The sequence below is a fragment of the Aliisedimentitalea scapharcae genome, assembly GCF_045277565.1.
Taxonomy (GTDB): Bacteria; Pseudomonadota; Alphaproteobacteria; order Rhodobacterales; family Rhodobacteraceae; genus Aliisedimentitalea; species Aliisedimentitalea scapharcae.
This window is the reverse complement of record NZ_CP123584.1, coordinates 3,781,813-3,795,050: the sequence shown is the minus strand read 5'-3', so window position 1 is coordinate 3,795,050 and position 13,238 is coordinate 3,781,813. Positions and strand designations below refer to the sequence as shown.

The following is a 13,238-nucleotide window of genomic DNA, read 5'->3' as shown; positions in this document are numbered from 1 at the left end:
AATTCTTCTGCTTCTTCGGATTCTGTGAAGAAACAAATTCCCCCCAGCCCGGTTCGATGCCTGACCTTTCAAAGCCAATGATTTCTTGACGTATACGGCGATGATAGTCTTTTGCGGGATCATATGGCGTGTTGCTCTGTCGCCAAGCTTGCAATGCTGTTGTGGCTTTGGGTTCGCCAGTTTGCGCAACAAAATCAAGAAACTTGGTAAAACTAACTCGAAATCATTTCGGCTCCTTTCTTTTCGCTAACATAGGCAATTTCGCATGTTATTTGAAGCTATTTAGCGTCACCTCCCCCTTCTCCGAACATTCCCACCACGTTGCCCCGGCCTCCCAGCCGTTGATCGCCCCTTGGCTTTCTGTGCGGCTTCTGATGCCTTTTCGACCGCCCATTGTCGCGCCATGGGGTCGTCGGCGATGGTGAGGTCGACCGCTTCGAGCCGTTTGACTTCATCGCGCAGGCGGGCGGCTTCTTCGAACTCCAAATTCTCGGCGGCCTTGCGCATATCGGTGCGCAGCCCGTCCAGAACCGCTTCGAGATTGGCACCATGCAGTGGTTTGTCGATGGTGGCGGTGACGCGGTTCATGTCGGTGTCGCCCTGGTAGAGACCGGCCAATACGTCCTCGACGTTCTTTTTCACCGTTGCGGGAGTGATCCCGTGTTCTTCGTTATAGGCAATCTGGCGGGCGCGGCGGCGGTCGGTTTCAGCCAGCGCGCGTTCCATCGACCCGGTGATGCGATCGGCGTACATGATCACCCGGCCATCGGCGTTCCGCGCAGCGCGGCCAATGGTTTGCACCAGCGAGGTTTCGGACCGCAGGAACCCTTCCTTGTCCGCATCCAGAATGGCCACCAATCCACATTCGGGGATGTCCAATCCTTCGCGCAGCAGGTTGATGCCGATCAGCACGTCAAACGCGCCCAGCCGCAGATCCCGCAGGATTTCGATGCGCTCGAGCGTGTCGATGTCCGAATGCATATAGCGCACCTTGATGCCCTGTTCGTGCATGTATTCGGTCAGATCCTCGGCCATGCGTTTGGTCAGCGTGGTAACCAACGTGCGATACCCATCGGCGGCGACCTTGCGCACTTCGTCCAGCAAGTCATCGACCTGCATGTCGACCGGGCGGATTTCGACCGGCGGGTCCAACAGGCCGGTGGGGCGGATCACCTGTTCGGTAAACACACCGCCGGTCTGTTCAATCTCCCATTTCGCAGGGGTGGCCGAGACGAACACCGATTGTGGGCGCATGGTGTCCCATTCCTCGAACTTGAGCGGGCGGTTGTCCATGCAGGACGGCAGCCGGAATCCGTGTTCAGCCAAGGTGAATTTGCGCCGGTAATCCCCTTTGAACATGCCGCCGATCTGGGGCACGGAAACGTGGGATTCATCGGCAAAGACAATGGCGTTGTCGGGGATGAATTCAAACAGCGTCGGGGGCGGTTCACCCGGTGCGCGACCGGTCAGATACCGCGAATAGTTTTCGATCCCGTTGCAGACGCCGGTGGCCTCGAGCATTTCCAGATCGAAATTGGTGCGCTGCTCCAGCCGCTGCGCTTCTAGCAGCTTGCCATCGCCAACCAATTGATCCAGCCGGATGCGCAGTTCCTTTTTGATTTCGATGATCGCCTGCTGCATCGTAGGTTTCGGTGTCACATAATGCGAATTCGCATAGACCCGGATCTGTTCGAACGTATCGGTTTTTTCCCCGGTGAGCGGGTCGAATTCGGTAATCGACTCCAGCTCTTCGCCAAAGAAGGACAGCCTCCAGGCGCGATCTTCGAGGTGGGCGGGAAAGATCTCCAGACTGTCGCCACGCACCCGAAAAGACCCGCGTTGAAATGCCTGATCGTTGCGTTTGTATTGCTGGGTCACCAGATCCGCGATCACGGCCCGCTGGTCGTATTCGCCGCCGGTTTTGAGATCCAATGTCATCGCGCCATAGGTTTCGACCGAACCGATGCCATAGATGCAACTGACCGAGGCGACGATGATTACATCATCGCGTTCCAATAATGCCCGCGTTGCCGAATGGCGCATGCGGTCGATCTGTTCGTTGATCTGACTTTCTTTCTCGATATAGGTGTCGGACCGCGCCACATAGGCCTCGGGCTGATAGTAGTCATAGAAAGACACAAAGTATTCGACCGCATTGTCGGGGAAAAACCCTTTGAATTCACCATACAACTGTGCAGCCAATGTTTTGTTTGGTGCCAGGATTATGGCGGGGCGTTGGGTTTCCTCGATGACCTTGGCCATGGTGAAGGTCTTGCCGGTGCCGGTCGCACCCAGCAGAACCTGATTTTGTTCCCCATCCACAATGCCCTGGGTCAGTTCCGCGATTGCGGTGGGCTGGTCTCCGGCCGCGTTGAATTCCGTTTGCATCCGCAACGGAATCCCACCTTCCAGCTTGGGTCGGGCCGCCACATCCGGCGCGGTAGTGTTCATCAGGGCGTCGGATTTGTCGGAATGGGCATACGGCATGAACAAAGATTCCTTTCGCGCCTGATTTTGATCTGTTTTTGTTCTTGTTCAAGAGGCATTCGTTAACATGCTCCAGATAGGGTTGAGACAATTGGTACCTTGCCGCCACGCGCGGTTCAGCGCATATAGGGCACAGCAAATGACGACGGAGACTGCGATGCGTGCGCGGATTTTCAAGCCGGCCAGAAACGCCATGACCTCGGGTATGGCAAAAACACGGAAATGGGTGCTGGAATATGCGCCTGCATCCGCGCGTGAAGTGGACCCGCTGATGGGCTGGACGTCCTCCAGCGACACCCAGACCCAGGTGCGCTTGCGTTTCACAACCAAGGAAGAAGCGGTGGAATACGCCCGCGACCACGGTATTGATGCCCAGGTCATGGAGCCACATGCCCGCAAGGCAAATGTGCGTCCTGGCGGATACGGTGAAAACTTTGCCACCAACCGCCGCGTGCCCTGGACCCACTAATAGGAACCACGCGTGTGATTGACATCAGATTGGCAGACCCGGCGGCGTCGGATCTGCGTTCGTTGATTGACGCAAACCTGGTACACGGGGCCGGTGCGGCCCCGGCCGAAAGCGATCATACCTTTGGCGTCGATCAGCTGCGGGGCAGAGATGTGCGTTTCTGGGCGGCCTATGATGGCGCGACGGCCGTTGGATGCGGCGCATTGAAATCGCTGAGCGATGGCACCGCCGAGGTCAAATCCGTTTACGTATCCACAGCGGCCCGCGGCCGCGGTATTGCCCGCCAGATCATGCAGCATCTTGCAACTGCGGCGCAGACAACGGGGATCACGGCGCTGGTATTGGAAACCGGATCTGACCTGCTGCCTGAATATGACGCAGCGCGCGCGCTGTACGAACGGCTGGGCTATATCTATTGCCCGCCGATCCTGGGGTACGAAGAAGACCCCAACAGCGCATTCATGCGGCTGGACCTGACGTCCGGCGATTGAGCGACCTTCAACCGCCGTCCTGTTTCAACATCTCAATCATTTGGTCGCGCATCACGAATTTCTGCGGCTTGCCGGTGATGGTCATGGGGATCTCTGTGACGATCCGGAAATGACGGGGCACTTTGAAATGGGCGATCTGGCCCTGACAGAAGTCCCGCAGCTCATCCCCGGTCAATTCACACCCGGGTTTGGCAATTGCCCAGGCACAGACCTCTTCGCCGAATTTGTCGTCCGGGATGCCAAAGACCTGAACTTCGCTGATCTTGGGATGGCGGAACAGGTATTCTTCGATCTCGCGGGGATAGATGTTTTCGCCGCCCCGGATGATCATGTCCTTGACCCGCCCGACGATGGAACAGAACCCGTCCGCGTCAAACACTGCCAGATCACCAGTGTGCATCCAGCCGTCGCGGATGCTGTCGGTGGTTTTGTCCGTGTCATCCCAGTAACCCTTCATCACCGAATAGCCGCGGGTGCACAGCTCTCCGCGCGCGCCAACTGGAACGATCTGGCCCGTGTCATCGACGATCTTGACCTCTAGATGCGGGTGCACCCGGCCCACGGTTTCACAGCGTTTGTCAGTGGGGTCGCTCACGAAACTTTGGAACGACACCGGCGCGGTCTCGGTCATGCCGTAACAGATGGTGACCTGATGCATATGCATCCGGGTGTTGACTTGCTCCATGACGTCGACCGGGCAGGGGGCACCGGCCATGATGCCGGTGCGCAGGTTGGACAGGTCGCGGGGCGTATGGTCCAGATCTTGCAACATCGCCACAAACATTGTCGGCACGCCATAGACGGCCGTGCAGCGTTCGCTTGCCAGCACATCCAAGGTCTGGGCCGCATCAAAGGATTCGCCAGGGAACACCATGGCCGCACCTTTGCTGACCGCGCCCAGCACCCCCATGACCATGCCGAAACAGTGATACAGAGGCACGGGGATCGCCAATCTGTCATCTTCGGTCAGTTCGATCCGGTCAGTGACAAAACGCGCGTTGTTGACGATGTTGTAATGCGACAGGGTTGCCCCCTTGGGCAGACCCGTCGTTCCGGATGTGAACTGGATATTGATGGCATCATCTGGCGACAGGGTTTTGTCGATCTCGTCCAGCCGCAATTGCTGTGCCGGACCACCCAGTTGGCACAACTGGTCAAAGGAATAGGTGCCCGCAACACCGCCATCACCCAGCACGACGACGCTGCGAAGATGTGGCAGCTTTGCGGCCTGTAACCGGCCCGGAGCGCATGTGTCCAGTTCGGGGGCCAGGGTGTGAATCATTCCCACATAATCCGAGGATTTAAAGGCGCTCGCAGTGATCAGCGCCTTGCAGCCGACCTTGTTCAGGGCATATTCCAGTTCGGACAGGCGATAGGCCGGGTTGATATTGACGAGGATCAGACCAACCCTGGCGGTGGCGAATTGGGTCAGGACCCATTCATACCGGTTCGGCGACCAGATCCCGACCCGGTCTCCTTTTTCCAATCCCAGCGCCAACAGACCCGAGGCCAGCTCATCCACGGCGCGGTCCAGATCATAATAGCTCATCCGGATGTTCTGTTGCGAAAATACAGCCGCCTCACGCGGGCCAAACCGGGACACCGCGTCGCGCAGCAGTTGCGGGATCGTGACATAGGTCAGCGGCGGGGTGGTCGCCCCGCGCACATAAGATTTGCCACCTTCCGGCGCAGTTGCTGCGGTCGGCGCGTCGGTGCCGGTATTCCACCCGGTGATCCGCGAGGCCAGGCTTTCGTTCAGGATCGACATTTTCGGCCTCCTTACATGCTGCGCCAGTCGCCACTTTGTTCAAAGGCATGCGCAGCCTGATACAGTTTCAATTCACCATAGTTCGCCCCGACCAGCATCATGCCGATGGGCAGACCTTCGCTCAGCCCGCAGGGGACATTCATTGCGGGCAGTCCGCCATTAAAGGGCGCGGTATTTCCGATCATTTCAAAGGCGCGTTGCACATACAAGGTGATCGAACAATCGGGTGGGGGGATCTCCTGGGGTTTCATCGGGACGGTGGGCATCAGCAAAAGATCATATTGGCCAAGCGCTTGGGCATAGCGATCATTGACCTTGCGCATCAGGTTCTGGGCTTTGCCATAGAACCGCCCACGATATTGTGTCTGAAAGAATTCGCCCAGAAACATGCATACCTTGAGCGAATGGGTCAGCTCATCGGCGCGGCTGCGCCATTGCGCCATGTGGTCGATCATCGACGGCAGGAACAGACCGCGGTAATTGGTTCCGGCCGAATTGCCGTGCATCATGTGATCCTGCAAGCCTTCGACCGTGATGGCGGTCCAGCAGTCCACCGCCAGATGGTGTTCCGGGATTGATACCTCTTCGACCCGTGCGCCCAATTCGCGGAACCGATCAGCGGCGGCGAGCACCTTTTGATCCACATCCGGTTCGCTTTCGGGGCGGTGAAACCCTTCCTTTAGGATGCCAATCCTCAGCCCCTGGGCACCCCGTCCCAACGCTTCGGTATAGCGATAGGTTTTGGGTTTGTATTGGCGCGGGTCCAACCCGTCTTCGCCGGCCAATACCTCCAACAACAGGGCATTGTCGGCCACCGTGTTGGACACGGGCCCCACATGGTCGATGGTCTGTTCAATAGGCATGACACCGGTATAGGGGACCAACCCATGCGTGGGCTTCATCCCGTAAACGCCGCAGTTGGACGACGGGATACGGATCGACCCGCCCTGATCCCCGGCAATGGCCATATCCACCTCGCCCGCCGCAACCAATGCCGCGGAGCCGCCCGACGACCCCCCGGCCATATACCCATGTTTCCACGGGTTCTGGATCGGCCCCTTGGCCCCGGTATGGGACCCGCCCGACAGGCAGAAATTTTCGCTATGTGCCTTGCCCGCGATCACGGCGCCTGCATCCAGCATCCGGGTGACGATGGTGGCGTCGATTTCGGGGGTATAGCCTTCCATGATGGACGAGCCGTTCATCATCGGCACCCCAGCCAAACAGATCGTGTCCTTGAGCGCGATCCGTTTGCCGCGCAGCGGACCATCTGGCGCGCCGCGCACTTCGGTTTTGACGTACCAGGCGTTCAGCGGGTTTTCCGAAAAGTCCGGGAAATGGCCCGGAGATCTGGGGTACCGCACCGGGGGCAGGTTGTCAGGCGTGGCGTCCAGCCGGTCATAGGCTTGGATATAGGGTTCCATGATGGTGGAGAATTCCGCCAGCTCGGCGTCGGTCAGGCTCATCCCGAACCGGGTGGCCATGTCGCGCATCTGGGCAAGGGTGGGGCGTTTGACTGTCATGTTGGTTCCCATTTGTGCGGGTTGATGTGCAGGGTGCAGGTCGGCATGTTGGGCAGCGTGTTGAGCGGTTTTGGCGATAGGACGCGGGGTGTCGTTGCCCCGCGTCGATCTGGCTGCGCCAAAGCCCAGGAATTGATCAACCTTGGCCTGATCGGACAGCTCATCCCGGCTCAGCGCGCCGGTGATGCGGCCCCGCTCCAGCACCAGAACCCTGTCCGACAGATCAGCAATGAAATCAAAATTCTGCTCGACCAGCAGGATCGACAAACCGCGCGCCTGCCGCAGGTTCAGCAGGGTTTCGGCCATCTCTTCGATGATCGACGGTTGGATGCCTTCGGTGGGTTCATCCAGCAACAGGAAATCCGGGTCCCCCATCAAACAGCGCGCGAGTGCCAGCAATTGCTGTTCACCACCCGACAGCGCGCCGCCATCGCGGTCCAGCAGCGGGCGCAGGCGGGGGAAATCGGCCAGAACGGCCTCCATCACATCGCTCTCGCTGGCACCTGCGTATTCGTGCCAGGCAAAGCGCAGGTTGTCGCGCACCGAAAGCTGCGGAAAGATCCCGCGTCCCTGTGGTACATATCCCAACCCCAACCCGGCGCGTTCATAGGGGGATAGGCGGGTGATGTCGGTGTCGTGAAACCGCAATGTCCCCGATGATGGTGGCAAGAACCCCATCAGCGTCTTGAGCAGAGTCGTCTTGCCCATGCCATTGTGGCCCAGGATGCCGACGACTTCGTTTTCGGCGACGGAAAATTCGATCCCGTGCAGGATCGGCACCTTGCCATAGCCGCCCGACAGGCTTTTGACATCCAATACATGGGCGGTGTCTGTTGATGTTTCTGTGCCCATATCAGGCCTTCTTTCCTAAATAGACATTGCGCACCATCGGGTCGGACATGACCCTATCGACATGGTCCTCCATCAGCACCGCGCCCTGATGGAACACGGTGACGGTATCGGCGATCGAACGGATGAATTGCATGTCGTGTTCAACGATCACGATGGCGGCGGTGCGGTTCAATTCGTGGATGATGTCGGTCATGCGGGCGACGTCTTCGGCGCTCATGCCTGCGGCGGGTTCGTCCAGCAACACCAGCCATGGGTCGCCAACGGCAACCAGCCCCAATTCGACCCGTTGGCGTTCACCATGCGCGAGTTGGCCCAGATCGTTGCGGGCGATGGCATTCAGCGCCAGCCGGTCAATGATATCCTGTGCCTTGGCATTGGCGGTTTTGGGGTCATGAAACCGGCGCGCTGCCAGCCAGATGTTTTCAAACACAGACAGCGCGTCCAGTACATTGGGGGTTTGGGTCTTGATCCCCACACCCAGCGAGGCAATATCATGCGGCATCCATTGCGTGGTTTCCAACCCGCGCATGAACACCTGACCTTCGGTCGGGGTTTGCAACCCGGCGACGCATTTGAAGAAGGTGGATTTTCCTGCCCCGTTGGGACCGATCAGACACCGCAGCTCGCCCGCGCGCAGTTTGAAATCCACGTTGTTTGACGCCACAACTCCGCCGAACCGCATGGTCAGACCTTGGGTTTCCAAAACGATTTCAGCCATGTTGACGCTCCCTGTTGCGCATCCGGCGGGTGTGATGAATGCGGCCCAACGGGCGACGGCCAAAGCTGATCTTCCACAGGCCGCTCAGCGCCGGGACCACGCCACGAGGCAGGAACAGCACGAACAGCACCAGGATCAGCCCGGTGATCAGCGTGTTGTCGACAACGCTTTGTTGTCCCAGCATGAATTTGAGATAGGCCAGCCCGGCCGCGCCCAGGATCGGCCCCAATCGGGTGCCGAGCCCGCCGACAATGCACCAGATGATGATCTCCGCCGATTGACCCAGCGAAAACAGGCTGGGGGTGACGATTTCGCCCCAATTGGCAAACAGCGCCCCGGCCAGCCCGGCAATGGCGGCTCCAACAGCAAACAATACGGTTTTGCGGGCGCGCACGTCATACCCCATCAGCGACATGCGGGTTTCGTTTTCGCGAATGCCCATCGCAACCCGGCCAAAGCTGGAGCGGAGCAGCGCCGAGACCAGGATAAACACCACCGCCAGCAGCACGGCACAGACGTAGAAATAGGCATCCCCCCAGATATAGGCATCCGGATCGCCAGGCACGTTCAGGGTCTGAAATCCAGGGATACCGTTGAAGCCACCCAACCGTGCATTGCCGATCACATACTGTGGTCCTGCGGTCGAGTTGATGAATTTGAACAGGATCAACGTGACCACCAATGTGATCACCCCCAGATAGACATCCGTCAGCCGCCCATAGAACATCATCGCCCCCAATAGCGCGGCGAACAGCGCCGGAACCAGAACGGCGATGATCATCGGCAGGGTGCTTTCGCCCATGTTGATGGCCGCGATGGCATAACTGTATGCCCCCAATCCGAAAAATGCGGCCTGACCAAAACACAGGATGCCGCCAAACCCCCAGATCAGCCCCAGGCTAAGTCCGAGCATCCCATAGATGATCAGGACGGTCAGCGTATAAGTGCTGATCATCAGCGGCAGGATCCAGACCAGCAACGCGGTGACAATGACGGTGGTGATGACGTCTTTTGACAAGGTTCCCTGCATCACAGCTTTCCCTTGAAGAATTTGCCGGTGATCCCCTGTGGCAGCAGGCGCAGCAGAACCACGGCGGCCAACAACAGGGCGACTTCGCCCATCACGGGCGAGACAGCAAAGGTAAAGATCTGGCTGACCGCGCCGAACAACGTGGCGCTGGAAAACAACCCGGCGATCAGCGCAGGGCCCCCCGCGATCACGGTGATGAACGCCTTGGCGATATAGGCCCCGCCTGATGTGGGTACCAACCCGACCAGAGGTGCCAAAACCGCCCCGGCCAATCCGCTGAGTGCCGAGCCGCAAAAGAACGTCGCCATATAGATCCGGTCCGGGCTATAGCCCAATGCCGCGGCCATGTCTGACCGCTGCATGGCACCGCGGGCGATCAATCCCGCGCGGGTGGATTTCAACACCACCAGACTGGCGATCAGCAGGGCAGCCGAGACAAGGATGATAAAGAAGTTATAGCCGTTGATCTGATAGCCCCCCACCGTAAACCCGGGGATCGGGGTCGAAATGCCGGTGGTGGTATTGCCAAAGATCATCGTGGCCAACCCGATGAAAAACAGGCTGAGCCCCCAGGTGGCCAGCATGGTATCCACCAACCGCCCGTACAGGTGCCGGATGACCAGTCGTTCCACGATCAATCCGATCAGCCCCACCACGATGGGGGCGATGATCAGCATGGCAACGAATATGTTTACGCCCAGCTGCACGGCGGTGATGGTGGCGTATCCGCCCATCATCATGAATTCACCATGGGCGAGGTTGATCACTTTCATCATGCCGAACACGACAGCCAATCCGGCACTGATCAGGATCAGCGAGGCTACCGCATAGAGCATTTCAACAAGTATGACGAATGTCAGGTCCATGAGCCTTTGTTTTCTTTGGGAGAAAAAGGAAGGGGCAGGGCGGCCCAAAGCCACCCTGCAACAGATCTGTGAGAGCGTCAGATCTGGATTTCGTATTGGGTGTTGTCGTCGGGGTTGGCCGACAGATCACAGACCGCCTGGGTGTCGATCGGCTGGCGCTGGGGCAGGGTTTCGATCACCTTCATGCCCTGGTTCTCGAACTCCATGATATGGACATCCAGAACGGCGTGGTGGGTTTTCGGGTCTACCGTGATCTTGCCTGCGGGTCCGTCGATGGACAGCCCGGATTCCAGCGCGGCAATCACCGCATCGCGATCCAGCGATCCGGCCTGACGCACCGCTTCGGCCCAGGTCAGCACTCCCTGATAGTTCGACACGGCAATCTCGTGGATCGAATTGCTGTCGCCATAGGCGTTGGCCCAGTTCTGCTTGAACGCAGCATTGGCGGGGGTGTCCAGCTCCTGGCTGTAATTATAGGCCACCATGATGCCGTTGCCCTCTTCGGGGGTCAGCACCTTGTGTTCGTTGCCCACACCCAACGTGGTCGACGCCAACGGTATCCGATCCTTCATGCCGGCCGCCGCCCATTGGCGGAAGAACGACAAATGCGCCCCACCAACCAGCGGGGCAATCACCAGATCCGGGGCGGCAGTCTGGATCTTGGCGATGGTCGAGCCAAAGTCGCTGACATCCAGCGGAAAGAAGTCGACCCCAACAGTTTCGCCGCCGTTTTCGGCGACAAATTTCTGGATCCAGCGGGCAGTGATCTGTCCATAGTTGTAGTCGGCGGCGAGGATATAGACCTTCTTGCCCGCCTTTTTCATCGCATAGGGGACCAGGGCTTCGACCTGTTGGGCCGGGGTCACGCCGTTGATAAAGATGTTGCGATCACACACACCGCCTTCGTACAGAACATTATAGAAATACAACGTCTTGGTCTTGCGCATGGTCTGGCGGATTGCCTCACGGCTGGCCGACAGGATGCCGCCATGCACCACGTCCACTTTGTCCTGACGGGTCAGCTGTTGGCCGTATTGCGAATACAGCGCCATGTCGGATTGGGTGTCATAACCGACGACCTCGACCTGTTTGCCCAACAGCCCGCCGGACTGGTTGATCTCGTCCACCGCCAGGCGCATGGCCATATCCATCGGTTTGCCATAGGCATCAAAGATGCCGGATGTGTCCAGAACGGATCCCAGTTTGATCCGGTCCCCGGCCATGGCCACCTGCGGCAGCAGGCCCGCTCCGGTCAGGGCCGCGGTTCCAGCCAGAAAATTACGTCTGTTCAATGACATGTCTTGTCCTCCTTGATGTCTGTTGGATGAAGATGAACAGGGTTTGCCCTGCTTCAGCTTTTGTCTTTTGGTTTGATACGGTTGGCGTAATCGGCGGTGCGCCCGGCCAGGTTGGCATCAAAGTCGAGCCCGATTTCCTCGCCCATCTGTTTCATCGCGGGTAGGCGCACGGCCATGCCCAGGATCTGATCCATCGCGGCCCCAAAGGCCCCATCGACACCTTCGGTTGCCCCGGTTCCAGCGCCACCGGCACCGGAGATCTGGTTGATGCGGATCGAGTCGATCTTTTCCACCGGCTTCATCATCTGGGTCATGATTTCCGGCATCCGGTCCAGTTTGCGCTCTTCGAGTCGCATCCGGATCACCGCGTCGCTGAGGGTATTTTCAGCGGAGTTGAGCGCGACACGACCGGCGGCTTCTGCCTCCATGCGCAACCGGTCGGTTTCGGCCACTTTGGCGGCGGCGGTGGCATCGGCCTGTGCCCGGGTCAACAGGGTGTCGACATCGCGTTTGACACGGGCCGCTTCGAGATCCAGTTCCTTGTCCTGTTGCAGCCGGGCAATGGCGTGTTCACGTTCGGCCGCGGCGCGATCCTTTTGTGCCTGAACATGTTCGCCAGCCAACAGGACCTGGGCGCGGGCCTGTTCCTCGGCTGCTTTGGCTTCGGATTCTTCGGCCCGTTTGCGGGCCAGTTGGATTCCGTTGGAAATCTTGGCCTCTTCGAGCGCCAGGAGGGCGGCCATTTCGGATTTACGAAGGGCTTCATCCTGTTCGATCTGGGTGGTCTTGACGCGCGCTTCGCTGTCGATGCGGGCGGTTTCACTGGCGCGCTGGGCCTCAACCCGGGCTTGATCCTGGCGCGATGTCGCGTCCGCTTCGAGCCGGGCCAGATGTTCCTGTTGGGCAATCTCGGCTTCGCGTTCCTGACGATGCAACTCCAGCTGGCGTTGATGTTGGGCCAATTTGCTTTCACGCACGGCGATGTCGGATTCTGTTTCGGCCTTGATGCGGGCCTTGCGCTGGTCGGCGACCAGTTCGGCCAGCCGCCGCATCCCCTGCGCGTTGTATGCGTTGTTTTCGTTCAACTGCGCCAGATCGCTTTGGTCAACCGAGATCAGCGAGGCCGAAACCAGCGTCAGCCCCAACAGGCTGGCCTGTGTTTCGATGGCTTGCGCAACATCCGCAGAGAAACCGGACCGATCCAGATGGATTTCGTCCAAAGTACGCGCCGCGGCAGCATTCTGTATGGCGTTGACCAATGTCCCGGCCAGAACGCCCTGTACGGTATTTCCGCCCCGGGCAATGCGCTGGCCCAGGGTTTGGGCGGCGGTTGCGATGGCGTCTTCGGACGGAGCGACCCGCAGTTCGAATTCGAACACCACATCTGCACGCATCTGGTCCCGGGTCAGCACCGCGTCGCGGCCCTGTCTGGTGGTGGCAAATGTCAAAGCCCCCATCGAGACCTTTTGAACCTGATGCAGGATCGGCAACGCCAGACACCCGCCATCCGTCACCACACGGCGTCCCCCGAACCCGGTACGTACCAGCGCCGTATCCAACGCCGCCTTGGCGTAATAGCGTTGCAGAAACCAGATCCCGACAAGGATGATCAGCGCAGCGAGCACCAACAATACAACCCAAAGCAAGACAATTCTCCCCGACTTAGCATGTGTCATGACGCCCGCTTTCAAGCGGTGCGACGACTGTTCGCTAAACCGTGGTGGATTTTACTTTCC

General features: G+C 59.0%; 10 protein-coding genes. 2 read left to right on the top strand and 8 right to left on the bottom strand.

The window, feature by feature from the left end; genetic code table 11:
• Positions 1–288: 288 nt before the first annotated feature.
• Complete coding sequence (gene uvrB, locus QEZ52_RS17595) at positions 289–2,487, bottom strand: excinuclease ABC subunit UvrB (RefSeq protein ID WP_406645777.1); 2,199 nt, start codon at positions 2,485–2,487, stop codon at positions 289–291.
• Between the two features lie 157 nt (positions 2,488–2,644).
• On the opposite strand from uvrB, the gene QEZ52_RS17590 reads away from it, so the two are divergent.
• Positions 2,645–2,956 (top strand): ETC complex I subunit, encoded by a 312-nt coding sequence (locus QEZ52_RS17590; RefSeq protein ID WP_406650548.1) that lies wholly within the window; start codon positions 2,645–2,647, stop codon positions 2,954–2,956.
• Between the two features lie 14 nt (positions 2,957–2,970).
• On the top strand, positions 2,971–3,447 hold the full coding sequence (locus QEZ52_RS17585) for a GNAT family N-acetyltransferase (RefSeq protein WP_406645776.1): 477 nt from the start codon (positions 2,971–2,973) through the stop codon (positions 3,445–3,447).
• A 7-nt stretch (positions 3,448–3,454) separates the two neighbouring features.
• Here QEZ52_RS17585 and QEZ52_RS17580 read toward each other — a convergent pair whose 3' ends face one another.
• The 7 genes from QEZ52_RS17580 to QEZ52_RS17550 all read right to left on the bottom strand — a co-directional run bounded on the left by QEZ52_RS17580 (position 3,455) and on the right by QEZ52_RS17550 (position 13,148).
• Positions 3,455–5,215 (bottom strand): AMP-binding protein, encoded by a 1,761-nt coding sequence (locus tag QEZ52_RS17580; RefSeq protein WP_406645775.1) that lies wholly within the window; start codon positions 5,213–5,215, stop codon positions 3,455–3,457.
• A gap of 11 nt (positions 5,216–5,226) precedes the next feature.
• A complete protein-coding gene (locus tag QEZ52_RS17575; RefSeq protein ID WP_406645774.1) occupies positions 5,227–7,590 on the bottom strand; it encodes an amidase in 2,364 nt (787 codons plus the stop codon).
• 1 nt (position 7,591) lies between these two features.
• Positions 7,592–8,308: an ABC transporter ATP-binding protein gene (locus QEZ52_RS17570; RefSeq protein ID WP_406645773.1), complete on the bottom strand. Its 717-nt coding sequence runs from the start codon at positions 8,306–8,308 to the stop codon at positions 7,592–7,594.
• Positions 8,301–9,338: a branched-chain amino acid ABC transporter permease gene (locus QEZ52_RS17565; RefSeq protein WP_406645772.1), complete on the bottom strand. Its 1,038-nt coding sequence runs from the start codon at positions 9,336–9,338 to the stop codon at positions 8,301–8,303. The genes QEZ52_RS17570 and QEZ52_RS17565 overlap by 8 nt, the downstream gene beginning before the upstream one ends.
• Positions 9,338–10,204 (bottom strand): branched-chain amino acid ABC transporter permease, encoded by an 867-nt coding sequence (locus tag QEZ52_RS17560; RefSeq protein ID WP_406645771.1) that lies wholly within the window; start codon positions 10,202–10,204, stop codon positions 9,338–9,340. The genes QEZ52_RS17565 and QEZ52_RS17560 overlap by 1 nt, the downstream gene beginning before the upstream one ends.
• A gap of 77 nt (positions 10,205–10,281) precedes the next feature.
• A complete protein-coding gene (locus QEZ52_RS17555) occupies positions 10,282–11,502 on the bottom strand; it encodes an ABC transporter substrate-binding protein (protein ID WP_406645770.1) in 1,221 nt (406 codons plus the stop codon).
• A gap of 53 nt (positions 11,503–11,555) precedes the next feature.
• On the bottom strand, positions 11,556–13,148 hold the full coding sequence (locus QEZ52_RS17550) for a flotillin family protein (RefSeq protein ID WP_406645769.1): 1,593 nt from the start codon (positions 13,146–13,148) through the stop codon (positions 11,556–11,558).
• Positions 13,149–13,238: the final 90 nt, after the last annotated feature.